Source organism: Nocardioides sp. NPDC101246, from assembly GCF_044767415.1.
Lineage (GTDB): Bacteria > Actinomycetota > Actinomycetes > Propionibacteriales > Nocardioidaceae > Nocardioides.
Window position 1 is genome coordinate 18,156 of sequence record NZ_JBIWNX010000012.1, and the last position, 23,758, is coordinate 41,913.

General features: G+C 68.7%; 25 protein-coding genes. 15 read left to right on the forward strand and 10 right to left on the reverse strand.

The annotated features are described in order from the left end of the window. Nucleotides 1-12 precede the first annotated feature (12 nt). From ACIRON_RS21170 to ACIRON_RS21180, 3 genes are read left to right on the forward strand one after another with little or no spacing between them, the layout of a single operon-like run. On the forward strand, nucleotides 13-855 hold the full coding sequence (locus tag ACIRON_RS21170) for a PPK2 family polyphosphate kinase (RefSeq protein ID WP_402995182.1): 843 nt from the start codon (nucleotides 13-15) through the stop codon (nucleotides 853-855). Further along, nucleotides 852-1,634, forward strand: a complete 783-nt coding sequence (locus ACIRON_RS21175; protein ID WP_402995184.1) for a HipA family kinase — start codon at nucleotides 852-854, stop codon at nucleotides 1,632-1,634. Before ACIRON_RS21170 ends, ACIRON_RS21175 begins: the two co-directional genes overlap by 4 nt. Beyond that, entirely contained in the window at nucleotides 1,634-2,044 is a 411-nt protein-coding gene (locus ACIRON_RS21180) for a DUF3037 domain-containing protein (protein WP_402995186.1), read from the forward strand. Before ACIRON_RS21175 ends, ACIRON_RS21180 begins: the two co-directional genes overlap by 1 nt. A gap of 112 nt (nucleotides 2,045-2,156) precedes the next feature. Here ACIRON_RS21180 and ACIRON_RS21185 read toward each other — a convergent pair whose 3' ends face one another. The 4 genes from ACIRON_RS21185 to ACIRON_RS21200 form a co-directional block, all read right to left on the reverse strand. Next, the gene (locus ACIRON_RS21185; RefSeq protein WP_091040942.1) at nucleotides 2,157-2,900 is read right to left on the reverse strand and encodes a sirohydrochlorin chelatase; all 744 of its coding nucleotides are present in this window, start codon (nucleotides 2,898-2,900) and stop codon (nucleotides 2,157-2,159) included. A gap of 67 nt (nucleotides 2,901-2,967) precedes the next feature. Further along, a complete protein-coding gene (locus ACIRON_RS21190; protein WP_402995189.1) occupies nucleotides 2,968-3,711 on the reverse strand; it encodes a phosphoadenylyl-sulfate reductase in 744 nt (247 codons plus the stop codon). Next, a complete protein-coding gene (locus ACIRON_RS21195; protein WP_402995191.1) occupies nucleotides 3,708-3,893 on the reverse strand; it encodes a hypothetical protein in 186 nt (61 codons plus the stop codon). The genes ACIRON_RS21190 and ACIRON_RS21195 overlap by 4 nt, the downstream gene beginning before the upstream one ends. After that, a complete protein-coding gene (locus ACIRON_RS21200) occupies nucleotides 3,890-5,614 on the reverse strand; it encodes a nitrite/sulfite reductase (protein ID WP_402995193.1) in 1,725 nt (574 codons plus the stop codon). The genes ACIRON_RS21195 and ACIRON_RS21200 overlap by 4 nt, the downstream gene beginning before the upstream one ends. A gap of 464 nt (nucleotides 5,615-6,078) precedes the next feature. Between ACIRON_RS21200 and ACIRON_RS21205 the strand changes: the two genes are divergently transcribed. The 5 genes from ACIRON_RS21205 to ACIRON_RS21225 are packed head-to-tail and all read left to right on the forward strand — an operon-like array spanning nucleotide 6,079 to nucleotide 9,449. Beyond that, nucleotides 6,079-7,536, forward strand: coding sequence for a glycine hydroxymethyltransferase (locus tag ACIRON_RS21205; RefSeq protein ID WP_402995195.1), 1,458 nt, complete (start codon nucleotides 6,079-6,081; stop codon nucleotides 7,534-7,536). A 4-nt stretch (nucleotides 7,537-7,540) separates the two neighbouring features. Beyond that, entirely contained in the window at nucleotides 7,541-8,077 is a 537-nt protein-coding gene (locus ACIRON_RS21210; RefSeq protein ID WP_402995197.1) for a GNAT family N-acetyltransferase, read from the forward strand. A gap of 5 nt (nucleotides 8,078-8,082) precedes the next feature. Continuing rightward, nucleotides 8,083-8,853, forward strand: coding sequence for a hypothetical protein (locus ACIRON_RS21215; protein ID WP_402995199.1), 771 nt, complete (start codon nucleotides 8,083-8,085; stop codon nucleotides 8,851-8,853). 9 nt (nucleotides 8,854-8,862) lie between these two features. Then, entirely contained in the window at nucleotides 8,863-9,156 is a 294-nt protein-coding gene (locus ACIRON_RS21220) for a hypothetical protein (RefSeq protein ID WP_402995201.1), read from the forward strand. Beyond that, nucleotides 9,153-9,449, forward strand: coding sequence for a hypothetical protein (locus tag ACIRON_RS21225; protein WP_402995203.1), 297 nt, complete (start codon nucleotides 9,153-9,155; stop codon nucleotides 9,447-9,449). Before ACIRON_RS21220 ends, ACIRON_RS21225 begins: the two co-directional genes overlap by 4 nt. 7 nt (nucleotides 9,450-9,456) lie before the next feature. On the opposite strand, the gene ACIRON_RS21230 is transcribed toward ACIRON_RS21225, so the two are convergent. The 4 genes from ACIRON_RS21230 to ACIRON_RS21245 form a co-directional block, all read right to left on the reverse strand. Then, a complete protein-coding gene (locus ACIRON_RS21230) occupies nucleotides 9,457-9,999 on the reverse strand; it encodes a Uma2 family endonuclease (protein ID WP_402995205.1) in 543 nt (180 codons plus the stop codon). An 83-nt stretch (nucleotides 10,000-10,082) separates the two neighbouring features. Then, nucleotides 10,083-10,826 (reverse strand): class I SAM-dependent DNA methyltransferase, encoded by a 744-nt coding sequence (locus tag ACIRON_RS21235; protein WP_402995207.1) that lies wholly within the window; start codon nucleotides 10,824-10,826, stop codon nucleotides 10,083-10,085. A 61-nt stretch (nucleotides 10,827-10,887) separates the two neighbouring features. Continuing rightward, nucleotides 10,888-11,580, reverse strand: a complete 693-nt coding sequence (locus tag ACIRON_RS21240; RefSeq protein WP_402995209.1) for a response regulator — start codon at nucleotides 11,578-11,580, stop codon at nucleotides 10,888-10,890. After that, nucleotides 11,577-13,181: an ATP-binding protein gene (locus tag ACIRON_RS21245; RefSeq protein ID WP_402995211.1), complete on the reverse strand. Its 1,605-nt coding sequence runs from the start codon at nucleotides 13,179-13,181 to the stop codon at nucleotides 11,577-11,579. The genes ACIRON_RS21240 and ACIRON_RS21245 overlap by 4 nt, the downstream gene beginning before the upstream one ends. Before the next feature lie 142 nt (nucleotides 13,182-13,323). On the opposite strand from ACIRON_RS21245, the gene ACIRON_RS21250 reads away from it, so the two are divergent. Further along, entirely contained in the window at nucleotides 13,324-14,673 is a 1,350-nt protein-coding gene (locus ACIRON_RS21250) for a cation:dicarboxylate symporter family transporter (RefSeq protein WP_402995213.1), read from the forward strand. A 73-nt stretch (nucleotides 14,674-14,746) separates the two neighbouring features. Here ACIRON_RS21250 and ACIRON_RS21255 read toward each other — a convergent pair whose 3' ends face one another. Beyond that, nucleotides 14,747-15,019: a hypothetical protein gene (locus ACIRON_RS21255; protein WP_402995215.1), complete on the reverse strand. Its 273-nt coding sequence runs from the start codon at nucleotides 15,017-15,019 to the stop codon at nucleotides 14,747-14,749. Between the two features lie 331 nt (nucleotides 15,020-15,350). Between ACIRON_RS21255 and ACIRON_RS21260 the strand changes: the two genes are divergently transcribed. From ACIRON_RS21260 to ACIRON_RS21285, 6 genes are all read left to right on the forward strand, one after another. Continuing rightward, the gene (locus ACIRON_RS21260) at nucleotides 15,351-16,652 is read left to right on the forward strand and encodes an ABC transporter substrate-binding protein (RefSeq protein ID WP_402995217.1); all 1,302 of its coding nucleotides are present in this window, start codon (nucleotides 15,351-15,353) and stop codon (nucleotides 16,650-16,652) included. Further along, nucleotides 16,649-17,644, forward strand: a complete 996-nt coding sequence (locus ACIRON_RS21265; RefSeq protein WP_402995219.1) for a carbohydrate ABC transporter permease — start codon at nucleotides 16,649-16,651, stop codon at nucleotides 17,642-17,644. The genes ACIRON_RS21260 and ACIRON_RS21265 overlap by 4 nt, the downstream gene beginning before the upstream one ends. Continuing rightward, a complete protein-coding gene (locus ACIRON_RS21270; RefSeq protein ID WP_402995221.1) occupies nucleotides 17,644-18,483 on the forward strand; it encodes a carbohydrate ABC transporter permease in 840 nt (279 codons plus the stop codon). The genes ACIRON_RS21265 and ACIRON_RS21270 overlap by 1 nt, the downstream gene beginning before the upstream one ends. Before the next feature lie 191 nt (nucleotides 18,484-18,674). Beyond that, nucleotides 18,675-19,769 (forward strand): TrkA family potassium uptake protein, encoded by a 1,095-nt coding sequence (locus ACIRON_RS21275; protein ID WP_091040974.1) that lies wholly within the window; start codon nucleotides 18,675-18,677, stop codon nucleotides 19,767-19,769. A gap of 201 nt (nucleotides 19,770-19,970) precedes the next feature. After that, nucleotides 19,971-20,255 (forward strand): DUF3263 domain-containing protein, encoded by a 285-nt coding sequence (locus tag ACIRON_RS21280; protein ID WP_091040975.1) that lies wholly within the window; start codon nucleotides 19,971-19,973, stop codon nucleotides 20,253-20,255. 327 nt (nucleotides 20,256-20,582) lie between these two features. Beyond that, nucleotides 20,583-22,916, forward strand: a complete 2,334-nt coding sequence (locus ACIRON_RS21285; protein ID WP_402995224.1) for a M4 family metallopeptidase — start codon at nucleotides 20,583-20,585, stop codon at nucleotides 22,914-22,916. Nucleotides 22,917-22,977: 61 nt separating this feature from the next. Here the strand turns inward: ACIRON_RS21285 and map are convergent, their stop codons facing one another. Further along, complete coding sequence (gene map / locus ACIRON_RS21290; protein WP_402995226.1) at nucleotides 22,978-23,745, reverse strand: type I methionyl aminopeptidase; 768 nt, start codon at nucleotides 23,743-23,745, stop codon at nucleotides 22,978-22,980. Between the last annotated feature and the right edge of the window lie 13 nt (nucleotides 23,746-23,758).

Sequence of the window (23,758 nt, forward strand, 5' to 3'; positions counted from 1 at the left end):
TATCGTCTATGCATGAGCCTTCTTGATGAGCTGCGGCTGCCGGCCGGTGCGGTGGACCTGCGGAAGTACGACACCAACTCCGCGCCCGGCGTCGGCGCCGACAAGGAGACCGGCAAGCAGGTGCTCGCCGAGCTCGGCCCGACGCTGATCGAGCTGCAGACCAAGCTGTTCGCCTCGAAGGAGGGCGAGGACCCCAGGCGGGTGCTGCTCATCCTGCAGGGGATGGACACCTCCGGGAAGGGTGGCGTGCTCAAGCACACCGTCGGGCTGGTCGACCCGGTCGGCGTGAAGATCACCAGCTTCAAGGCACCGACCGACGAGGAGCGGGCCCAGGACTTCCTGTGGCGGATCGAGAGGGCGGTGCCGGAGCCCGGCTACCTCGGTGTCTTCGACCGCTCCCAGTACGAGGATGTGCTGATCGGCCGCGTCCGCGAGCTCGCCTCCGCCGAGGAGATCGAGCGACGCTACGACGCCATCAACGACTTCGAGAAGCGCCTCGCCGACGACGGCACCGTCATCCTCAAGTGCATGCTCCACATCTCGCCCAAGGAGCAGAAGAAGCGTCTCCGGGCCCGGCTCGAGGACCCGACGAAGCACTGGAAGTACAGCCCCGGCGACATCGACGAGCGTCAGCTGTGGGACCGCTACCAGGAGGCGTACGAGATTGCGCTGGAGCGCACCAACACCGAGTACGCTCCGTGGTACCTCGTGCCGAGCGACAAGAAGTGGTACCGCAACCTGGCCATCGGCGAGCTGCTCCTGGAGACCCTGGACCGGCTCGACCTCGACTGGCCCGCGCCCCGCTTCGACATCGCCGAGGAGAAGAGACGACTGGAAGAGGACACCATCTCGTGAGTCTGGAGACGGTGCGGGTGACGCGGTATGTCACCCCGCTTCGGGAAGGCGGCAGCCTGCCCGGGATCGTGGAGGCCGATGACCTCGGCACCTATGTCTGCAAGTTCCGCGGCGCCGGGCAGGGGCTGCGGGTGCTGGTCGCGGAGGTGATCGTCACCGGTCTGTGCCGGGCGCTCGACATCCCGACGCCCGAGCAGGTGGTGCTCGACCTCGATCCGGAGATCGCCCGCTACGAGGCGGACGAGGAGGTCCAGGACCTCCTCAACGTGAGCGCCGGGCTCAACCTCGGCATCGACTTCCTGGCCGGTGCCTTCGGCTACGACGCCGCCTACCAGCCCGAGCCGTCGCTCGCAGGGCGGATCCTGTGGATGGACGCGCTGATCGCCAACGTCGACCGCTCCTGGCGCAACCCCAACATGCTGCTGTGGAACGGCGCGCTCTACGTCATCGACCACGGCGCCTCGCTCTACTTCCACCACGTCTGGCCCGGCGGAGGCGGCGACCCGGCGCGCTATGCGGCGCAGCCCTTCGACACCTCCGAGCACATCCTGCGGTCCTACGCGGCCGAGGCGATCGCTCAGAACGACGACCTCGCCTCGCGGCTCGACGACGCGGTGCTGGAGAAGGTGCTCGCCGACGTACCCGACGAGTGGCTCGAGCCCGTCCCCGGCTACGACACCCCGGAGTCGCTGCGCGAGCGCTACGTCGCGTTCCTACGGGCGCGCCTGGACGGCGAGCGCCCGTGGCTGCCCGCGGCCGAGCCTGCCCAGGGGGCGTGATGGACGCCTACCAGTACGTCGTGCTCCGCTGCGTACCGCGCCCTGAGCGTGAGGAGTTCCTCAATGTCGGCGTGGTCCTGCACTGCCCCGAGCAGAAGTTCCTCGCCGCCCGGTGGGCGCTCGACGAGCAGCGCCTCGCCGTCTTCGCCCCGGGACTCGAGCTCTCTCTCGTGCGGGCCGCCCTGGAGTCGGTGGACCTGATCTGCGCCGGCGCCGCCCACGCCGGCTTCGGCGCGGGCGTCCGCGCCACGGCGTACGGGATGCGGGCGCTCTCCGACAACGAGTCCGCCCGCTTCGGACTCCTCAAGGCCCCGAAGTCCACGGTCCTCCAGCCCGGCCCCGTCCACGGCGGGGTCACCACCGACGCCGCCGCCGAGCTCGACCGCGTCTTCGCCCACCAGATCACCTGAAGTCCCGCCGAGTCGGCCCGTCCTGACCAAAACCAGCGCCGAGTCGGCGCGTCATGACGCGCCGACTCGGCGGGGATCTGTGTCAGGATGCGCCGACTCGGCGCTGGGCGGATCAGACCGGGACGAGCTCCACGGCACCGACGGCGTAACGGGCCAGGATGGTGCGGGCGACCTCGGGGTGGGCGCCCATCGGGTCGGAGACCGCGACGGCGCCGGCCTCGAGGGCGAGCTCCTTGGCGCGGTCGGGCAGCTGTCCGGGAGCGAGGAAGAGCATGCCGACGGCGATGTGGCGGCGGCCCTCGGCTCGGAAGGCACGGACGGCCTCGCCGGTGGCCGGAGGAGCGGCCGAGGCGTACGCGGCCACGACCGGCAGCTTGTGGTGGGAGCCCCAGATCCGGGCCAGGCGGGCGACCGACTGGTTGGCCAGCGAGTCCGAGGAGCCGGCGGCGGCCAGGACGAGAGCGTCGAGCTCGCGTACCCGGGCCGACTTCAGGGACTCCCGCAGGCGCTCGTCGAGCACCTGCAGGAAGACGCTCTCGAGGCCGAGGATCGCGCTGGTGTGGATGCGCAGGCCGGAGTGGCGCGCGGTGGCCTCGGCGATGACCGAGGGTACGTCGACGCGGGCGTGGAACGCCTCGGTCAGCAGGAGCGGCACGACGACGATCTCGTCGTGGCCGGCCTTGACCAGCTTGTCGATGACGGCCTGGAAACGCGGCCGGGAGTGGTCGAGGAAGGCGGCTTCGATGCGGAGGTCGGGGCGCAGGGCGCGTACCTCGGCAACGAGGGCGTTGATGGTCGCGGCGGACTGCGGATCGCGGCTGCCGTGAGCCAGGGCTACCAGAGCGGGAGCTGCCATTGTCTTCATCCTTCGGTGTTGCAGGGAAAGTCTGTGGTGGTTCTGCGCCCTTCAGACGGGCGGGGGTTCAGGCGTGGATGCCGCACTCGGTCTTGCCGGTGCCGGCCCATCGCCCGCTGCGCGGGTCCTCGCCGGGGGCGACCCGGCGGGTGCACGGCGCGCAGCCGATCGAGGGATACCCGTCATAGACGAGCGGGTTCACGAGCACTCCGTTGTCCTCGATATATCGCTCGACCTGCTCGTCGGACCATCGCGCCATCGGCGATACCTTGACCTTCTGGCGCTTGGCGTCCCAGCCGATCACCGGGGCGATGACCCGGTTCTTCGTCTCCGCGCGGCGCAGGCCGGTGGCCCAGGCGTCGTAGGAGGCGAGCGAGTCGGCCAGGGGCTTGACCTTGCGCAGTGCACAGCACAGGTCGGGGTCGGTCCGGTAGAGGTCCTTGCCGTATTCGGCGTCCTGCTCGGCCACGCTCTGCACCGGCGTGATCGTGAGGAGGTTGACCGGCATCGTCGCCTCGACGGCGTCGCGGGTGCCGATCGTCTCGATGAAGTGGTAGCCGGTGTCGAGGAAGACCACGTCGATACCGGGTACGACCTTGGAGGCGAGATGCGCCAGGACCGCGTCACCCATCGAGGACGTGATCGCGAACCGCTCGCCGAACGTGGCGGCGGCCCACTCGATGATCGTCTCGGCCGGGGCGAGCTCGAGCTCGGCCCCCCAGTGGGAGACGATCTCGCGCAGCTCCTCGGGGCTACGACCATCGGTGTCCACCCCGCGGTTGGCCCGGGCGGCTGCTGTGCTGACGCTCATGCCTGCGCCTCCTTCGTGACGGTCCGAGAGATTTCTGGCCGGGAGATCTGGCCCAACGACTTCACCTGGAATGCCCGCAGGCAGGCGCGGCACTCCCAGGACCCGTGCGTGGCCTCGTGGGGCCACAGGTCGGTCTCCCCGCAGAACGGGCAGTGGAACGGCGTGCCGGCGCGGGAGCTCATGCGGGCACCTCGCTCAAGGCCTTCTCGCCGCGCAGCAGGACCTCGTCGGCCCGTGCGGTCCAGGCCGAGAAGGTCTCGCCGTCGGTGCGGTCGGCCAGGTAGTTGACGACCAGCGCGGAGATGTAGTCGTCGAGCCCGACGGACGTGACCTTGTGGGCCCGCAGCTTGCGCCCGAAGTTGGCGGTCAGCCCGGTCGCGCCGCCCAGGTGCACCTGGAAGCCCTCGACCTGGTTGCCCTCGTCGTCGAGCACGAGCTGGCCCTTGAGTCCGATGTCGGCGACCTGGGTCCGGGCGCAGGCGTTGGGGCAGCCGTTGACGTTGACGGTGATCGAGGCGTCCAGCTCCGGGAACCGCGACTCGAGCGAGGCGATCAGGTCGCGCGCCCGATCCTTGGTGTCCACGATGGCGAGCTTGCAGAACTCGATCCCGGTGCAGGCCATCGTGTTCTGGCGCCAGTTGGAGGGCCGTGCGGAGAACCCGATCAGGTCCAGCGCGGTGATCAGGTCCTCGACGACCGCGGGCTCGACACCGATGAGCACGATCTTCTGGTACGGAGTGAGCCGAGCGCCCTCGACGGCGAACTTCTCCATCACGCCGGCGAGCTCGACCAGGTGGGTGCCGGAGATGCGCCCGGCGATCGGTGCCAGGCCGACGTACTTCTTGCCGTCCTTCTGGTCGTGGACGCCGACGTGGTCGCGGTGGCCCAGGGGTGACTCAGGGGAGGGGTTGGAGACGAGCTGACGGTCGAGGTACTCGTTCTCGAGGACCTCGCGGAACTTCTCCTTGCCCCAGTCGGCGACCAGGAACTTCAGCCGGGCCCGCGAGCGCAGCCGGCGGTAACCGTAGTCGCGGAAGATGCCCGCGACACCCGCCCACACGTCCGCGACCTCGTCGAGCGGCACCCACACGCCGAGCTTCTCGGCCAGGCGCGGGTTGGTGGACAGACCGCCGCCGACCCAGACGTCGAAGCCGGGCCCGTGCTCGGGGTGGACGGTGCCGACGAAGGCGATGTCGTTGATCTCGGGCGCCACGTCGTGCGACGGGTGGCCGGTCAGCGCGGTCTTGAACTTGCGCGGGAAGTTCGAGAAGGCCGGGTCGCCCAGGTAGCGGGACTCGATCTCGCGCAGCGCCGAGGTGCCGTCGATGATCTCGTCGGCGGCGACGCCCGCGACCGGCGAGCCGAGGAACGGCCGCGGCGAGTCACCGCACGCCTCGGTCGAGTGCAGCCCGACCTCCTCGAGGCGCGACCAGATCTCCGGTACGTCGACGATGTCGATCCAGTGGTACTGGATGTTCTCGCGGTCGGTGATGTCGGCGGTGTCCCGGGCGAAGTCGACACTGATCTGACCCAGCGTGCGCACCGCGGCGGGGGAGAGGAGCTTGCCGTCGGAGCGGACCCGCATCATGAAGTAGCGGTCGTCGAGCTCCTCCTCGTCGAGGATGGCGGTCTTGCCGCCGTCGATCCCGGGCTTGCGCTGGGTGTAGAGACCGAACCAGCGGAAGCGGCCGCGCATGTCGGCCGGGTCGATCGAGTCGAACCCGCGCTTGGAGTAGGTGTAGAGGATCCGGTCGCGAACGTTGAGCGGGTCGTCGTTCTTCTTCGACTCCTCGTTCTTGTTCAGCGGCTCGGTGTAGCCGAGGGCCCACTGCCCCTCGCCCTTCTTGGGCCGGGGGATCTCGGTTCGGGTGGCGCGCTTGGCCTGAAACCGGTTGTCGCTCATGTCAGAGAAACCTTTGCGTCGGTCGTGGACGCACGGCGGAGCAGGGACGTGCTCGCGGCGGGCGCCCGGGATGTCTGTCGGGCGGCGGGCCAGCGGCTCGACGCGGGGGATGCGGAGCGCTGGGCGTCAGTGGCGCCAACAGATCGAGCTGCGGATGCGGCAATAGTCCACGTGGCGTCGAACCACGAGGTGCGCATGTGTTGCAGCAGTGACCATGTCAAGGAGTCTCAGGTAGCGGACGGCCCACACGCAATCTGGAATCCCGATATATGAGACATTGGTCCGTTATGTGGGACGTTCCCGCTTGTTCACGCGGGCGGTGTGGCCGAGGTCACCATCTGGTCACGGTCTCTTAACCAGGCTGAGCAGTCAGTCATTCCCAGGGGCGGTGATAGAGGACGTACGCAACGCACCGGGCGACCACGATGCTGCTCTCGTCCGCGCGGCTGACTAGGCTGTGACCCATGAGCGATCTGTCTGCCCCGGTGAATTCAGGCACTGTGAGTTCTGCCTACAACCAAGCCCTCGAGGTCATCGCCTCCGTGGAGCCCCGCATCGCCGAGGCGACCAAGCAGGAGCTCGCCGACCAGCGCGCCAGCCTCAAGCTGATCGCGAGCGAGAACTACGCGAGCCCCGCCACGCTGATGACGATGGGCACCTGGTTCTCCGACAAGTACGCCGAGGGCACTGTCGGCCACCGCTTCTACGCCGGCTGCCAGAACGTCGACACCGTCGAGCAGATCGCCGCCGAGCACGCCAAGGAGCTCTTCGGCGCCGAGTACGCCTACGTCCAGCCCCACTCCGGCATCGACGCCAACCTGACGGCCTACTGGGCCATCCTCGCCCACCGGGTCGAGGGCCCGTGGCTGGAGAAGATGGCCGTCAAGAACATGAACGAGCTCTCCGAGGCCGACTGGGAGACGCTGCGTGCCGAGCTCGGCAACCAGCGCCTGCTGGGCATGTCGCTGGACGCCGGCGGCCACCTCACCCACGGCTTCCGCCCGAACATCTCCGGCAAGATGTTCCACCAGAACCAGTACGGCACCGACCCGGAGACCGGGCTGCTCGACTACGACTCGCTGCGGGCCAAGGCGAAGGAGTTCCAGCCGCTGATCATCGTGGCCGGCTACTCCGCCTACCCGCGCCGGGTGAACTTCGCCAAGATGCGCGAGATCGCCGACGAGGTCGGCGCCACCCTGATGGTCGACATGGCCCACTTCGCCGGCCTCGTCGCCGGCAAGGTCTTCCAGGGCGAGGAGAACCCGGTTCCCTACGCCGACGTCGTCACCTCGACCTCGCACAAGTCGCTCCGCGGCCCGCGCGGCGGCTTCATCCTCGCCACCGAGGAGTACGCCCCGAGCGTCGACCGCGGCTGCCCGATGGTCCTCGGTGGCCCGCTGTCCCACGTGATGGCCGCGAAGGCCGTCGCCTTCGCCGAGGCCAAGCAGGAGAGCTTCCAGACCTACGCCCAGCAGGTCGCCGACAACGCCAAGTCGCTCGCCGAGGGCTTCCTCAAGCGCGGCGCCAAGCTGGTCACCGGCGGCACCGACAACCACCTCGTGCTGCTGGACGTGACGAGCTTCGGCCTCACCGGCCGCCAGGCCGAGTCGGCGCTGCTCGACTCCGGCGTGGTCACCAACCGCAACTCGGTCCCGGCCGACCCCAACGGTGCCTGGTACACCTCGGGCATCCGCCTCGGCACCCCGGCGCTGACCACCCGCGGCTTCGGCGCCGACGAGTTCGACCGCGTCGCCGAGCTCATCGTCGACGTGCTCTCGAAGACGTCCCCCGGCACCACGAAGGCCGGTGGCCCGTCCAAGGCGTCCTACGCCATCGAGGACTCCGTCGCCGACAACACCAAGGCCGCCGCGGCGGAGCTGCTCGCGAAGTTCCCGCTGTACCCCGGTCTCGACCTCGCCTGAGCTCGTGCCTGCTCCGAAGCGACCCAGCTCGATCCCCGGCGTCGGGGCCCCTGACAAGGTGGTCCCGACGGCGCAGGTGCGTGTCGTCGTCGAGGACGAGTGGCCGGCGCTCAAGAAGGTGCGCCTCGCGGCTCTCCAGGACACACCTCGTGCGTTCTGGGCCTCCTACGACGAGGTGGTGACCTGGCCCGACGAGCGTTGGCGGCTGTGGGCGGCCTCCGGTGCCGCCTACATCGCCTGGCTCGGCGAGAATCCCTCAGGGCTCGCCGCCGGGATCATCCATGACGACGAGCACCACCTGATCAACATGTGGCTCGCCCCCGAGGCGCGTGGTCACGGCCTCGCCGAGGGTCTCATCCTGGCGGTTGCCGGCTGGGCGCGTCGTGACGGCGCCTCGGTGCTGACCCTGTGGGTCGTCGACGGCAACGAGTCCGGGCGCCGCCTCTACGAACGCCTCGGCTTCGAGCTCACCGGTGAGACGCAGCCCTTCCCCGAGGGCGACCCGCGCACCGAGTCGAAGATGGCGCTCCGCCTCACCTGAGCCTCATGGCCGATCCACGCGAGGGCGTGACCCCTGACGGTCTGATCGTCACGGGAGCACGTCGGGACCGAGTGCCGTCCGCATTCGAGCCGATCCTTGCCTACGTCCTCGGGCGGGTCCCGCCGGAGGTGGCGGTCCACGTCTACGGCTCGGTTGCCAACGGCACGGCCACCGTGCCCCTCTCCGATGTCGACCTGCTGACGATCGGGCTCCCGGCGGCCGATGCCTCCCAGGTCGGCGCGGAGGCGTCGGCGGCTTTCGCCGAGGTCTGTCGCGGCGTGGAGATCGCGGCGGCGTCCGCGGACGACTATCTCGGCGAGGGCGACGAGGCGTACGGCAACCGGGTGTTCCTGCGCCACTACTGCGCGCATCTGGCCGGCCCCGATCCGGGCGCCGGCCCGCCCGGGTTCCCGGCGGACGCTCGCGCCGCCCGCGGCTTCAACGGCGACATCGAGCGCTCCCTGCGCAGGTGGCGCGCAGCTCTCGGCCGCGACGACCCGAGCGACCTGTCCCGCCGGATCGCGCGCAAGTCCCTCCTCGCCCTGGCCGGCCTGGTCAGCGTCCACGACGGCACCTGGACCACCGACCGTGTCGCGGCCGCCGCCCGCTGGAGCGACATCGAACCGGCGCTGGCGCCCGACCTGGCCAGGCTCCGGACCCTGTGCGACAACGGCGGCGGGTCCGCCGACGAGACCGAGGCACTCCTCGCCTCCGGTGGCGTGATCGAGTCCATCGCCACCCGCTTCGCGGCGGAGATCGGGCTGTGGCGGCCCTAGACTCAGCCCGTGACGAGTGACGAGGTCGAGGTCAGCGCCCTGGCGATCAATGTCGCCGTTCCCGAAGCCCTTCAGTGGACGGACACCCGCCGTGATGTGGTCTTCCGGCTCAGCACCCTCAACGTACGCCTCCTGCCCGACGGTCGCCTCGCGGCCAAGGCCTACGGCCGCCCGGTCGAGGGCGGCCGCAGCGCCTACACCTCGTTCCCGGTCCCGGACCGCCCCGAGCTGACCTCGCTGATCAGCGAAGCCGCGCAGGTGGCTGCGGAGCGGTGGCGGGCGGCGTACGCTCCACAAGCATGACCCCGGACGAGGTCGACGCCTTCGTGTCCACCCTGGACGGCTGCAGCCGCAAGCCGCGAGGCTGGTACGTACAGCACACTCGCCTCGTCGCCCGGCTGACCGACCCGACAACTCTCCTGGTCCGCGTTCCGATCAAGCAGCGTGACGCGCTGATCGATCGCTGGCCGGACGCCTTCGGCATCCCCCCGAGGCTGGAGGCGCACCACAAGATCGAGGCATACCTCGACCGTGCCCCGGCCGACGCGGTGAAAGAGGCGATTCGGCTCGCGTGGGAACTGCAGCGCCGCGAATGAGACTCGATCAGCCGAGCAGTTTATCCACGTCAAGGGGCACCTCGACGTCGCCGTAGGTCAACGTGGCGGTCCCGCCCGTGAACCGCCCGGTCTCGACGAAGTAGCCGTCGCGGAGCTCGTGGGTGAGCACGAGCCGGTCGCGCGGGTCGACGATCCAGTAGCACGGCGCGCCCCACTGGGCGTAGCGGTTGAGCTTGGCGACCAGGTCGTCGCGACGGTTGCTCGAGAGCACCTCGACGACCAGGTGCGGGGTACTCCGGAGCGCACGATTCTCGGTGGTCTTGTCGTGGACCATGAGGTCGGGGATGAGCTCTTCCCGAACGCCATCCGGGGACCAACCCCATCCTTGGGTGATGTCCCAGTGCTCGTCGAGATCCTGCGCGAGCAGGACGTGGAGATCGTGGATGATGCGTTGGTGGATGCGTCCGGGCGGTGCCATGGTGACGAGTGATCCTCCGTAATACTCGCCGGGGAGGTCGTCGCGGTCGAGGTATTCCTCCCACGACATCGGCACACGGGTGAGGTCGTCAGAGTGGCTGGCGATGCTCATCACATGCTCCCTTCAGTGGCGGCTGGATAGGTGGATTCGTCGTCCGCCTCCAGTCTCTCCCATCGGCCAGAACGGGTCCAGGACTATGCCGGCTTGCGCCAGAGCGAGACATGGCTCGTCGACTCGCTCGTGAAGGGCGAGCGGTCCCAGCCGGCGTACCTCGCCTCCAGGGTCATTCCCGCCAACCGCGCCATCAGGTCCAGCTCGGAGGGCCACACGAACCGGAAGTTGTGCGGCCCGTACCGGAAGCGGCCGTCGGCCTCACGGGTGTAGTGGTGCGAGATCGCCTGCTGGGTGACCAGGTCGTAGGTGTCGAACCCGAGGTGCGCTGCGGAGACGTCGAACGGGATCGCGGGGCTGCCCGGCGGAAGCCGCCGCAGGCCCGGCACGCCGACCTCGACCAGGAAGCGTCCTCCCGGCGCCAGATGACGAGCGGCGTTGGCGAAGCAGGCGACCTGCTCCTCCTGCGTACGCAGGTTCCCGATCGTGTTGAAGACCAGGTAGACCAACGAGTACGTCCCCACCCCGGGCGCCTCGGCGGCGGCCATGTCACCGACCACGACCGGGATCGTCGCCTCGTCCACCTTGCGCCGCAGCACGTCGACCATCGGCTGGGACAGCTCGATGCCGGTGACCGGCACCCCCAGCTCCCGCAGCGGTACGCCGATCCGGCCCGTTCCGATGGCGAGCTCGAGCGCGGGGCCGCCGCCGGCGAGCTCGGCGAGGAAGCGGGCCACCGGCCCGGTCACCTCGGCCGAGTTGACCCAGTCGTCGGGGTCGTCGTAGCGCTCGGCGTCGTCGCGGGTCCACAGGTCGCTGCTGGTCATGGGCATCGACTCTGCCCGGCGAGACACCCCGGGTGCGAACGATTTACGGCTGGCGGCCGGTTCAGAGCCAGGAGTAGCCGACCTCGGGCCGGCCGCCGCTGGGACCGTAGCGAACCCCGCGCGCGGCCAGACCCTTGTCGGCGAGGTGCTCGAGGTAGCGCCGCGCGGTCACCCGCGACGCGCCGACCACCGCGGCGACCTCGCTCGCCGAGAGGTCACCAGAGGCCTCGCGCAGCGCGGCCGTCACCGCCCGCAGCGTCTCCGCGCTCATGCCCTTGGGCAGCGGTGTGCTCCCGGTGGGACGCAGCGACCCCAGGAGCTGGTCGACCTCGTCCTGGACGACCTCCTCGGGGGCAGCTTCGAGCCGGGCACGATAGTCGGCGTACTGCTCGAGCTTGTCCCGGAACGTCGCGAACGTGAACGGCTTGAGCAGATAGAGCACGACCCCCTGCACGACGGCCTGCCGCACCACCTTGGTGTCCCGCGCCGCCGTCACCGCGATCACGTCGCACAGGTGCCCGGCGGCACGCAGCCTGCTGAGCAGCCCGAGCCCGTGCCCGTCGGGCAGGTTCATGTCGAGCAGGATCAGGTCCACCGGAGTGCCCGCGTCGCGGGCCGCGTCGAGCGCGCGGACCGCCTCCCGCGCCGACCGCGCGATCCCGGCCAGGGCGAAGCCCGAGACCCTCCCGACGTACGCCGCATGGGCCTCGGCCGCGAGCGCCTCATCCTCGACCACCAGCACCCTGACGTTCATGCGGCCACCTCCGTAGCGAGGGTGACGGTGAACTCGGCCCCACCGAGGTGCGAGCGGCCGATGAGGACCTCGCCACCATGACGCCGGGCGATCTGGCCGACCAGCGCGAGACCCAGGCCCCGGCCCGTGCCGGGCTCGGCCTTCGTGGTCCAGCCGCGGTCGAGGACGCGCGCCGAGTCGGCCTCGACCAGCCCCGGACCGCTGTCGCCGACGCGTACCGTGAGGGTGTCGTCGTCACCGGTGAGGTGGACCTCGACCTGGCGGGACTCGAAGCCGGAGACGGCGTCGAAGGCGTTGTCGACGAGGTTGCCCAGCACCGTCACCAGGTCACGGGGCGGGATGCCCGTGCCGGGCGGCACCTCGCCGACGATGCGGAACTCGACGCCCTGCTCGGCCGCCTCGGCCGACTTGCCGAGCAGGAGCGCGGCCACGACGGGATCCTCGACCGCACCGACGACCCGGTCGGTGAGAAGCTGGGCGACCTGGAGCTCCTCGGTGGCGAACTCGACCGCATCCTGCTCCCTGCCCATCTCGATCAGGGACACCACCGTGTGGAGCCGGTTGGCCGCCTCGTGGTTCTGCGACCGGAGCGACTCGGTGAGGCGGCGTACGACCTCGAGCTCGCCGGTCACCGAGCGCAGCTCGGTGTGGTCGCGCAGCGTCACCACGGCGCCGACCTCGCGGCCGTCCCACAGCGCCGGTGCCGAGGAGACGACGAGGATCCGCTCGCCGGCGAGGTAGAGGTCGTCGGACTCGGCGGTGCGGCCGCGGGCGGCGGCGACCAGTCCCGGCGCCAGCCCGAGGTCCTCGATCCGGGTGCCGATGACGTCGTCCGGCAGCGCCAGCAGGCGCCGCGCCTCGTCGTTGACCAACTGCACGCGCCCCTCTCCGTCGAGCAGGAGCAGACCCTCGCGGACCGAGTGGAGGACGGCGGAGTAGTACTCGTACATCCGGGCCAGTTCCCGCTCGCCCATGCCGTGGGTCAGCCGGTGCAGGCGTCGGCTCAGCAGCCAGGCACCGGTCAGCCCGACGGCCAGCACGAGCGCGCCGCACAGCAGCACGATCGTGACGTCGCGCCGCAGACCGCGGTTGATGTCGCTGACCGTGATGCCGACCGACACGAGCGCGACGACCTCGTCGCCGGCCTCGACCGGAACCACCGCGCGCACCGACGGTCCGAGCGTGCCGGTGTACTGCTGGGTGAAGACCTCGCCGTCGGGTGCGCCACCGAGGTCGCCGACGAACTTCCCGCCGATCTGACGCGGATCGGTGTGGGTGTAGCGGGTGCGGTCCAGGTCCATCACCACGACGAAGTCGGTGTCGGTGTCGCGGCGTACCTGCTCGGTCCAGGGCTGGAGGGTCGCCGTCGGGTCATCGCCGAGCAGCGCCGTACGGACGGTGGGGGAGTCGGCGACGGTCTGGGCGACGGCCACCGCACGCTGGGTGGCGCGGCTGTAGGAGTCGCGCTGGGCGTCGTAGGAGGCCATCAGGATGCCGGTGACGACGAGCAGCAGCACCGTGCCGAACTGGAGGAGCAGAACCTGCTGGGCCACCGGCCGATCGCGGAGAACGCGGGGGCGGAACGGGTGGACACGGGACACGACCTCATTCTGGACCACCTCCGTGGCGTGGTTGTGATCGTGGCCACGAACACAACGAACACAACAGTGACGGTCGTCACGTTCTCCCGGAGAGTTGCCCGAGTTGCCCCGGAGGGCAGGACACACCGGACCAGGAGGAACGATGAGCACGACCCCCACAGAGACAAGACCCAAGAAGGACCGGACACATTATCTCTACATCGCGGTGATCGTCGCGGTGGTCCTCGGCATCCTGGTCGGGCTGATCGCCCCGTCGTTCGCGGTGGAGCTGAAGCCGATCGGCACGGCGTTCGTGAACCTGATCAAGATGATGATCCAGCCGATCATCTTCTGCACCCTGGTCATCGGCGTCGGCTCGGTCGCCAGCGCGGCCAAGGTCGGCAAGGTCGGCGGCCTGGCGCTGATCTACTTCATCGTGATGTCCACGGTCGCCCTGACGATCGGCATGATCGTCGGCAACATCATCGACCCCGGCACCGGCCTCCAGATCAGCTCGGACGCGTCCGGCGCGGGCCAGGAGGCGGCGTCGGAGGGCCACGCGAGCACGACCGACTTCCTCCTCAGCATCATCCCGACCTCGCTCTTCTCGGCCCTGACCTCCGGCATCGTGCTGCAGACCCTGCTGGTCGCGCTGCTGGTCGGCTTCGCGCTGCAGCGGATGGGGGAGTCGGGCAAGCCGATCCTCAACGCGATCACCGCGATCCAGAACCTGATCTTCCGGGTGCTCGCGATGATCATGTGGGCAGCCCCGGTCGGCGCCTTCGGTGCCATCGCCGGTGTGGTGGGCGAGACCGGTATCGACGCCCTGAAGAGCCTCGCCGTCATCATGATCGCCTTCTACATCACCTGCGCGATCTTCGTCTTCGGCATCCTGGGCGCGCTCCTCAAACTGGCCACCGGCGTGAACATCTTCAAGCTCCTCAAGTACCTCGCCCGCGAGTTCCTGCTCATCCTCTCCACCAGCTCGTCCGAGTCGGCCCTCCCGCGCCTGATCGCGAAGATGGAGCACGCCGGTGTCGAGAAGGCGACGGTCGGTGTCGTGGTCCCCACGGGCTACTCGTTCAACCTGGACGGCACCGCGATCTACCTGACGATGGCCTCGATCTTCATCGCCGACGCGATGGGTGACCCGCTGAGCATCGGCGAGCAGATCGGCCTGCTGCTGTTCATGATGATCGCCTCCAAGGGTGCCGCGGGTGTCACCGGTGCGGGCCTGGCGACCCTGGCCGGCGGCCTGCAGTCCCACCGCCCGGAGATGGTCGACGGGGTCGGGCTCATCGTGGGCATCGACCGGTTCATGTCCGAGGCCCGTGCGCTGACCAACTTCGCCGGCAACTCGGTCGCCACCGTGCTGGTCGGCCACTGGACCAAGACCATCGACCACCGCCAGCTCGACCGTGTCCTGGACGGTCAGGACGCCTTCGACGAGACGACCATGGTCGACGACCACGCGGCTACGCCCGCGGCGGAGACCGACAAGGCGCGCGTCTAGACCCCACGACAGCAGGCCGTACGCCGCGCGGGCACGCGCGACGTACGGCCTGTTGTCGTCGGGGAACGACCTGTCATCGGTTGCGGTAGAGGATGCGCGCCAGCTCGAACGGCGCGACGCGCCACGACCCGATCGGCTCGTCGTCGAGCCCGATCCGGCCGAGCGCGGCGATGATCCAGGAGAACGCGAAGCAGCCGACGCCGGCGACGGCCCAGATCCCGACCGTACGCCACGCCAGGCCGCCGCCGAAGGCCCGGAAGATGCCGATGACTGCAGCGATCACGGCGATCGCCGCGATCAGCCAGAAGAGGATCGAGCAGATGACAGCGGCCAACCGGCCGGCCACGGCCAGCGGGTCGCGAGGAGGCTGGTGAGGGGGCCCTTGACCAGGGCCTTGATGGGGAGGGTGCGGATAGTTCATTTGGGCGCTGATTCTGGCCTAACTCCGCCGCCGGAGTCACACCGGGCTGGCGGGTCTTCCTGGTACCGGAGTGCGTGAGCGGTATCCTCCTGCGCGTTCTCGGGTAAGTGTTCGACAATTTGCCCGGGACATCGATGGACCGTAGCGACTAATGTTACGGAGATCACATAACGAGGCGATGCCTCGTGGACCCGACGCGGCCTGCGTGGCACGACTCCGTGGATCAAACGACGATGGAGGGTGCAATCAGATGCACGTGCGAAAGTGGCAAATCGGAGCAGTGGTCGCAGGTCTGCTCGCCGTGACCGGCTGCGGCGTCCCCGGTGGCGGAGGCAGCAACGATGCCGGCGACACCGAAGAGGGCGACGGCAGCATCCAGATCCTCGGCGCGATCCCCGAGGGCGAGGCAGTGGGGCTCAACGCGGCCCTCGACACGTTCACCGAGAAGACCGGGATCGAGGTGACCTACACCCCCTCCGCAGACTTCACCACCGAGATCCGCACCAAGGTCAACGGAAACGACGCGCCCGACATCGCGTTCTTCCCGCAGCCCGGTCTGGTCGGCGACCTGACCGAGTCGGGTGACACGCTCCCGCTGGACGACCTCATCGACGTCGGCTCGCTCGACGACACCATGATCCCCGGCCTGATGGACTCGGTCGAGATCGACGACAAGACCTACGGCGTCCCGATCCGCGTCTCGATGAAGTCGCTGGTCTGGACCCCGAAGAACTTCGAGCAGGCCGGCTACAAGACGCCCACGACCTGGGACGAGCTGCGGGCTCTCGAGGACCAGATGATCGCCAAGGGCCAGACCCCGTGGTGCCTCGGCGCCGAGGCCGGTGCCGACACCGGCTGGGTCTACACCGACTGGGTCGAGGAGATCGTCCTGCGCCAGGAAGGCCCGGAGTTCTACGACGACTGGGTCTCCCACGAGGTCCCCTTCAACGACCCGAAGATCGTCCAGGCGATCGAGACCATGGGCGACATCATCAACAAGCCGAAGAACGTACGCGGCGGGGCCGACGGCACCCTGAGCGAGCCCTTCGGCGACTCCCCGCTCCCGCTCTTCGACGCGAAGCCGGGCTGCGAGATGCACCGCCAGGCCAACTTCATCACCACCTTCTTCCCGAAGGACGTCCAGCAGGACCTGGCCGGCAACGTCGGCGTCTTCGCGCTCCCGGGCAACATGGAGGGCGGCTTCGAGGGCAACCCGGTGCTCGGCGGCGGTGACATGGCGACCGCCTTCACCAACGACACCGACGTGGTGGAGCTGATGGAGTTCTTCGCGTCTCCCGACTTCGGTGCCGAGTGGGCCCAGGCCGGTGGCTGGCTCTCGCCGAGCACGGAGTTCGACAACTCCCAGTACGCCGACCCGATGTTCGGTGAGATCGCGACCCTGCTGCAGGACGCTGACACCTTCCGCTTCGACGGTTCTGACCTGATGCCCGCGCAGGTCGGCGCCGGCACCTTCTGGAGCGAGATGAACGCCTATGTCGGAGGTGAGAAGAGCGCTCAGGAGGCGGCCGACGCGATCGAGGAGAGCTGGCGAGGATGAGCGATGATCCTTACCTGAAGATCCTCAACGGCCTGGTTGCCATCGTCCTCGGGGTCGGTGGCACCGCTGCCCTCTTCTGGCTGCTCAACTTCCTCTCGGGCCTGCTGCCGGGCAAGTGGGAGAGGCGCGTCAAGCCGTACGTCTTCATCGGCCCGGCCATCGTGGTGGTCGCCGTCTTCCTGGTCTACCCGGCCCTGATGACGGTGATGTACAGCTTCGCCGATGACAACAGCATCAACTGGGTCGGGTTCGACAACTACACGGCGCTCTTCCGGGACGACGAGTTCATCGGCACGTTGGTCAACAACCTGCTCTGGATCCTCATCGTCCCGGCCGCCAGCGTCATCGTCGGCCTGCTCGTGGCGGTGCTGGCCGACCAGCTCAAGGCGTTCCCGGAGCGGGTCGCGAAGTCGGTCATCTTCATGCCGATGGCGATCAGCTTCGTCGGGGCGAGCACGATCTGGGGTTTCGTCTACGCGACCAGGTTCGCGCAGGGCGACAAGCAGATCGGGCTCCTCTCCGCGATCTCGACCAGTCTCGGGTTCGAGCCGGTCGCCTGGCTGCGGATCTCCGACTACAACCTCAACGACCTGCTCCTGATCGTCATCATGATCTGGTTGCAGGCGGGGTTCGCGATGGTGCTGCTCTCCTCGGCGATCAAGGGCGTCCCCGAGGACACCGTGGAGGCGGCGCGGATCGACGGGGCCAGCGAGATCCAGATCTTCTTCAAGGTCGTCGTACCGCAGATCTGGCCGACGGTGATCGTGGTCTTCGTGACCATCCTCATCCTGGTGATGAAGGTCTTCGACATCGTCTACGTGATGACCGGTGGCCGCTCCGGCACCTCGGTGCTGGCCAACACCTTCGTCCTCGAGCTTTTCGAGTTCGGTGACGCCGGTCGCGCGGCCGCGGTGGTCGTGGTCCTGATGATCGCGGTGATCCCGGTGATGGTCTACCAGATGCGCCAGTTCAAGAAGCAGGAGGCCCGCTGATGAGGAGCTTTACCCTCGGCAGCGTCGCTGTCCGTGTGGGCATCTTCCTGCTCTGCGTCCTCTGGTTCATCCCGACGCTGGGTCTGCTGATCTCGTCGTTCCGCGACGAGGCCGACGTGAAGTCGTCGGGCTGGTGGACGGTCATCACCGACCCGTTCTCCCAGTGGACCTTCGACAGCTACACGCAGGTCCTCGAGAGCGGGATGGCGAACGCCTTCGTGAACTCGATCGTCGTCTCCGTCCCCGCGACGGTGCTGCCGATCATGATCGCCGCGTTCGCTGCGTACGCGTTCACGTTCATGCGGTTCCCGGGACGCAACGTGCTGTTCATGCTGATCGTCGGGTTGCTGGTGGTCCCGCTGCAGGTGGCGTTCGTGCCGCTGCTCAACCTGTTCGGGAGCTACGACCTCAACGGCACCTTCCTCGCGGTGTGGCTGGCCCACACCGCGTTCGGGATGCCGTTGGCGGTCTTCATCCTGCGCAGCTACATGGCGACCCTGCCGCAGGAGATCATCGAGTCGGCCGAGATCGACGGGGCCTCCCACTTCCAGACCTTCTGGAGGCTGATCGTGCCGATGTCGGTGCCCGCGCTGGCAGCGTTCGCGATCTTCCAGTTCCTCTGGGTCTGGAACGACCTCCTGGTCGCGCTCATCTTCCTCGGGGCGGGTGACAACGAGGTCGTCACGATCACGTTGCGCGACCTGATCGGCGACCGTGGTCAGGAGTGGCACCTGCTCACCGCTGGTGCGTTCATCACGATGACGGTGCCGCTGCTGGTGTTCTTCTCGCTGCAGCGTTACTTCGTCCGTGGACTCACGGCCGGATCCGTGAAGGGCTGAGGACCGGTTCGCACATGGCGGGCGCCATCGTCCCTTCGGGGGCATGGCGCCCGTCTCCCGTCCAGAGCCCTCTGCGGCGTGGCGCGACGACCACGTCGTGACCGGCGAGCGCGGGCATCTGGCTGGTGACACGGCGACGTCGGAGGCACTCATGCAACAGCCGACGCAGCGCGGCGGATAGGGTCACTGATGTGTCCGAGACATCTGCATTCGCCCCGAAGTGGGCCGGTGTCGAGCAGGTCGCTCTTCCTGAGACGGTGCGGTCTCCGTGGTGGCAGCTCGGGCGGCGGCTGCTGGCCGCGCTCGCGATCCTGGTCGGGACGGTCCTGCTGGTCTATCTCGACCGCGACGCGTACGCCGACAACAACGATCCCACCGGCCAGATCAGCCTGATCGACGCGATCTACTACACGACGGTCACGCTGAGCACGACCGGCTACGGCGACATCGCCCCGGTCGAGGCGCATGCGCGGATGATCAACGCGTTCATCATCACGCCGGCCCGCATCGCGTTCCTGGTGCTGCTGATCGGCACCACCCTCGAGGTCCTCACCAAGCAGGGCCGTGACCTCATCCGAGTCGCTCGCTGGAGGAAGAAGATGTCCCAGCACATCGTTGTCGTCGGTTACGGCACGAAGGGCCGCAGCGCCGTGGAGACGCTGCTGACCAGCGGAGCGGATCCGGAGGAGTTCGTCGTGGTCGACCCGGACCCGGTGGCGCGCTCGGATGCCCACTCCGACGGGATCGCGGTGGTCACCGGCGACGCCACTCGTCGCGAGGTGCTGATGCGGGCGGGCGTCAAGGACGCCGAGCAGGTCATCATCACCACCAACCGTGACGACTCCAACGTGCTCACGATCCTGACGGTGCGGCAGATCAACCCCGAGGCATGGATCGTCGCCGCCGCGCGAGAGCGCGAGAACGCGCCGTTGATGAAGCAGTCCGGAGCCGACTCGGTGATCACCTCCGCCGACGCGGTCGGCCGGCTGATGGGTCTGTCCACCATCTCGCCGACCCTGGGGTCGGTCATGGAGGACCTGCTCAACTCCGGCACAGGCCTCGAGGTCGCCGAGCGCGACCTGCTGGTCAACGAGGTCGGCAAGCAGCCGCAGCAGCTGGCCGACCAGGTGATCGCGGTCGTACGCGACGAGAAGGTCTTCCGCTACTTCGACCCGGTCGTCGGCACGCTGTCGCGGGGGGACCGGCTGGTCGTCGTACGGGCCGCGAAGGAGCTGCCCTGGGCGCCGCGTCCGGGGACGCACGGCGAGGACACCGCGGAGGTGTAGCACCCGCCGAAATAGAAGTCAGCCGCTGGCGTCTCGGGTCACCAGCGGCTGACATGGAAGAGATTAGCCGACCGGCCGGCGACCTTCAAAGAGTTGATCTGCACTTTTATGAAGATGGCCCAGATGGGCTATGCCGGGTAGTTCGAGACGGTGGCGCGTGGCGGTTTCGGAGCCGTCCGTCGCGCCTGGGATGATGTACACATGACCGAGGCGCCCCACAGCCCCGGGTCTGCCGACGGGCAGCCGGGCCTTTCCGAGAACGAGAAGCGACTGCTCGACTTCGAGCGTTCCTGGTGGTCGGCTGGAACCGGCCGTGACGACGCGGTCCGCGAGCAGCTGGGGATGAGTGCCGCCGAGTACCACCGAGCCGTCAATGATCTGATCGACAAGCCCGAGGCGCTCGCCTACGACGGCGTCCTGGTGCGCCGGCTGCGACGGCAGCGCGACGCGCGGCGTACGCAGCGCTCGCAGAACCCGCGCTCATAGCCCGCTCGGGTGGTCCGAGTAGCCCGGTCGGATCATTTGCAGCCTTCTGCATTGCAGGTGCTTGCACGCGTTCGGCTTCGTCGGCTAACGTTCTTCTTGTCAGCCGCTGGTGACCCGAGACGCCAGCGGCTGACTTCTGTTTTCCCGCGTGAACTGACGCATCCGAGATGTACCCGTGGGTATTCATATGTTGTCGTAAATACGACTCGCTGCACTGCAAGGTTATGAAGCACTAACCTGATTGACCGTCTCCGCGCCCGATCGCCACTGTCCATGAGTCAGTATCGGCTGCTCCGCTTCGGCGGGGCCGGCTCAAGGAGAGTCTGCGTGAACAACAGACGCGTAGCGCAGGGCCTGACCATGGCCCTCATCTCGGCAGTGGCCGCCATCAGCATGCCCACAGGCGTGCAGGCGGCCACCGACCCCAAGCCCGGCAAGGGCACCGTGGCATCCCAGGAGACGGAGGACGGCCGCTCGGTCGTCGCCGGCAAGGAGGCCAGGACCAAGGCGGAGAAGTCGGCTGCGGCCTTCGTCGCCGCCGACCCCGCGGCGCTGAAGCTCGGCGCCAAGGACGAGGCCGTCCGGCTGAAGACGTACCAGTCCTCCGGGCTGCAGTACGTCTCCTACGACCGCACCCACCAGGGCCTGCGTGTCGTCGGCGGCGACTTCGTCGTCGCCGCTGATGGCGAGGGCAACCTGCTGGGCACCTCGGTCGCCCAGGACGCCCCGGTCAAGGTGGCCACCACGAAACCCGCGATCACCGAGGCCAAGGCGGAGAAGGTCGCCAAGGGCAAGGTGACCAAGCCGGCCGTGGAGTCCAGCGAGCTGGTCGTCCTCCAGGGCGAGACCGGCTCGGACCTGGCGTACGAGACGATCGTGACCGGCACGCGGGCCGGCAAGCCCTCGCGGCTCTCGGTCTTCGTCGATGCCGCCACGGGCAAGGTGCTCTCCACCAGGGAGCATGTCGTGGCGGGCACGGGCAACTCGGGCTACTCCGGGAGCGTGTCGATCTCGACGCAGCTCTCCGGCTCGACGTACTCGATGACGGACCCGTCCGCGACGACGCTGAAGTGTCAGAACGCGACGGGCAACGTGACCTACACCGGCACCGACGACGCCTGGGGCAACGGCGACCCGACCAACCGGGAGACCGGCTGCGTCGACGCGTTCTACGCCGCCCAGCAGGAGAAGGGCATGCTGACCTCGTGGCTGGGTCGCTCGGGCATGGACGGCTCCGGCGGCTGGCTCCCGGTCCGGGTCGGTCTGAACGACGTGAACGCCTACTACGACGGCACCCAGGTGCAGATCGGCCACTCGCAGTCCGGCTCGCGCTGGATCGGCTCGCTCGACGTCGTCGCCCACGAGTTCGGCCACGGCATCGACGACCACACCCCGGGTGGGATCTCGGGCGGTAACACCCAGGAGTTCGTCGCGGACACCTTCGGTGCGGCGACCGAGTGGTACGACAACCAGAGCGGCAACGACACCCCCGACTACACCGTCGGTGAGGAGGTCGATCTGGTGGGCGCCGGTCCGATCCGCAACATGTACAACCCGTCTCTGGTCGGCGACGACAACTGCTACTCGTCCTCGACGCCGGGCGACGAGGTCCACGCCGCGGCCGGGCCGGGCAACCACTGGTTCTACCTGCTCGCCGAGGGGTCCAACCCGACCAACGGCCAGCCGACCTCGCCGACCTGCAACTCCTCGTCCGTGACCGGCGTGGGGATCCAGAAGGCGATGAACATCATGTACAACGCGATGCTGATCAAGACCTCCTCGTCGTCGTACCTGAAGTACCGCACCTGGACGCTCACCGCGGCCAAGAACCTGTACGGCACCACGACCTGCACCGAGTTCAACGCGGTCAAGGCTGCCTGGAACGCGGTCTCGGTCCCGGCCCAGACCGGTGACCCGACCTGCACCCCCGGCGGCTCCAGCCCCGTCACGGTGGCCTCGCCGGGCTCCAAGACCGGCACCGTCGGCACCGCGATCTCGTCCTTCGCGGTCACGGCCTCCGGTGGCACCTCGCCCTACACCTACACGGCCACCGGGCTCCCGGCCGGCATCTCGATCTCGAGCTCGGGCACCGTCTCGGGTACGCCGACCACGGCCGGCACCTTCACGCCGACCGTCACCGCGACGGACTCGGCCGGTGTGACCGGTTCGGTGCAGTTCACCTTCAGCGTCTCCGGCACCGGTGGCGGCACCTGCTCCGGCCAGAAGCTGACCAACCCGGGCTTCGAGTCCGGCGCGACCGGCTGGACCGCCTCCTCGGGCGTGATCGACAGCTCGACCAGTGCGCCGGCGCACGCCGGGTCGTACAAGGCCTGGCTGAACGGCTACGGGTCCACCCACACCGACACGCTCTCGCAGTCGGTCACCATCCCGTCGGGGTGTGCGGCGACGCTCACCTTCTGGCTCTACGTCGACTCCGATGAGACGACCACGACCACGGCGTACGACAAGCTGACGGTCAAGGCCGGGTCCACCACCCTGGCCACCTACTCGAACCTCAACAAGGGTTCGGGCTACGTCCAGAAGTCGCTCAGCCTCAGCGGTCAGGCGGGTTCGACGGTGACCCTCACCTTCACCGGTACGGAGGACTCCTCCCTCGGGACGAGCTTCCTGATCGATGACACGGCAGTGAACCTGTCGTAGGTGGAACAGCGCGGCGCCCCCGCTCCTTTCGATAGGAGCGGGGGCGCCGTCGTTGCGTACGTCAGTCGCGGGCCGTCAGGATGAGCGGGCCGTCCTCGGTGATCGCGACGGTGTGCTCCATGTGGGCGCCGCGGGAGCCGTCGGCGCTGCGCAGCGTCCAGCCGTCCGGGTCGGTGAAGATCTCGTCGGTGGTGTGCAGGAACCACGGCTCGATCGCGATGACGAGGCCGGGCTGCAGCTTGAAGCCGCGGCCGGGGCGGCCGTCGTTGGCGATGTGCGGGTCGCCGTGCATGGTGCGGCCGACGCCGTGGCCGCCGAACTGGGTGTTGATCTTGAGGCCCTTCGCGCGGGCGACGCCGGCGATCGCGTGGGAGATGTCGCCGACCTTGTTGCCGACGCGTGCGGCGTCGATGCCCGCGGCGAGCGCCTGGGTGGTGGTCTCGATCAGGTCGAGGTCCTCCTGCCGGGGCGTGCCGACGACGACGGAGAGGGCCGAGTCGGAGACCCAGCCGTCGACGCTGGCTGCGAAGTCGACGCTGAGCAGGTCGCCGTCGGCCAGCTTGTAGTCGAAGGGCAGGCCGTGCAGCACACCGTCGTTGACCGAGGTGCAGAGCACCTTCCCGAACGGCATCGCGCCGAAGCTCGGGTGGTAGTCGATGTAGCAGGACTCCGCGCCGCGGTCCTTGATCATCTTGTGCGCCAGCTCGTCGAGCTCGAGCAGGTTCACACCCACCGCGGCGTGCTCGCGGAGTGCGGTCAGGACATCGGCCACGAATCGGCCGGCGGGCTTCATCTGCTCGATCTGGGTCGGGGTGCGCAGTTCGATCACAGGCACAGCGTAG

Excerpts from the sequence above, each read along its gene's own strand:
- ACIRON_RS21170 (WP_402995182.1), top strand. The coding sequence starts at position 13 with ATGAGCCTTCTTGATGAGCTGCGGCTGCCGGCCGGTGCGGTGGACCTG.
- ACIRON_RS21180 (WP_402995186.1), top strand. The coding sequence starts at position 1,634 with ATGGACGCCTACCAGTACGTCGTGCTCCGCTGCGTACCGCGCCCTGAG.
- ACIRON_RS21185 (WP_091040942.1), bottom strand. The coding sequence starts at position 2,900 with ATGGCAGCTCCCGCTCTGGTAGCCCTGGCTCACGGCAGCCGCGATCCG.
- ACIRON_RS21190 (WP_402995189.1), bottom strand. The coding sequence starts at position 3,711 with ATGAGCGTCAGCACAGCAGCCGCCCGGGCCAACCGCGGGGTGGACACC.
- ACIRON_RS21195 (WP_402995191.1), bottom strand. The coding sequence starts at position 3,893 with ATGAGCTCCCGCGCCGGCACGCCGTTCCACTGCCCGTTCTGCGGGGAG.
- ACIRON_RS21200 (WP_402995193.1), bottom strand. The coding sequence starts at position 5,614 with ATGAGCGACAACCGGTTTCAGGCCAAGCGCGCCACCCGAACCGAGATC.
- ACIRON_RS21205 (WP_402995195.1), top strand. The coding sequence starts at position 6,079 with ATGAGCGATCTGTCTGCCCCGGTGAATTCAGGCACTGTGAGTTCTGCC.
- ACIRON_RS21215 (WP_402995199.1), top strand. The coding sequence starts at position 8,083 with ATGGCCGATCCACGCGAGGGCGTGACCCCTGACGGTCTGATCGTCACG.
- ACIRON_RS21225 (WP_402995203.1), top strand. The coding sequence starts at position 9,153 with ATGACCCCGGACGAGGTCGACGCCTTCGTGTCCACCCTGGACGGCTGC.
- ACIRON_RS21230 (WP_402995205.1), bottom strand. The coding sequence starts at position 9,999 with ATGAGCATCGCCAGCCACTCTGACGACCTCACCCGTGTGCCGATGTCG.
- ACIRON_RS21235 (WP_402995207.1), bottom strand. The coding sequence starts at position 10,826 with ATGACCAGCAGCGACCTGTGGACCCGCGACGACGCCGAGCGCTACGAC.
- ACIRON_RS21240 (WP_402995209.1), bottom strand. The coding sequence starts at position 11,580 with ATGAACGTCAGGGTGCTGGTGGTCGAGGATGAGGCGCTCGCGGCCGAG.
- ACIRON_RS21250 (WP_402995213.1), top strand. The coding sequence starts at position 13,324 with ATGAGCACGACCCCCACAGAGACAAGACCCAAGAAGGACCGGACACAT.
- ACIRON_RS21265 (WP_402995219.1), top strand. The coding sequence starts at position 16,649 with ATGAGCGATGATCCTTACCTGAAGATCCTCAACGGCCTGGTTGCCATC.
- ACIRON_RS21270 (WP_402995221.1), top strand. The coding sequence starts at position 17,644 with ATGAGGAGCTTTACCCTCGGCAGCGTCGCTGTCCGTGTGGGCATCTTC.
- ACIRON_RS21280 (WP_091040975.1), top strand. The coding sequence starts at position 19,971 with ATGACCGAGGCGCCCCACAGCCCCGGGTCTGCCGACGGGCAGCCGGGC.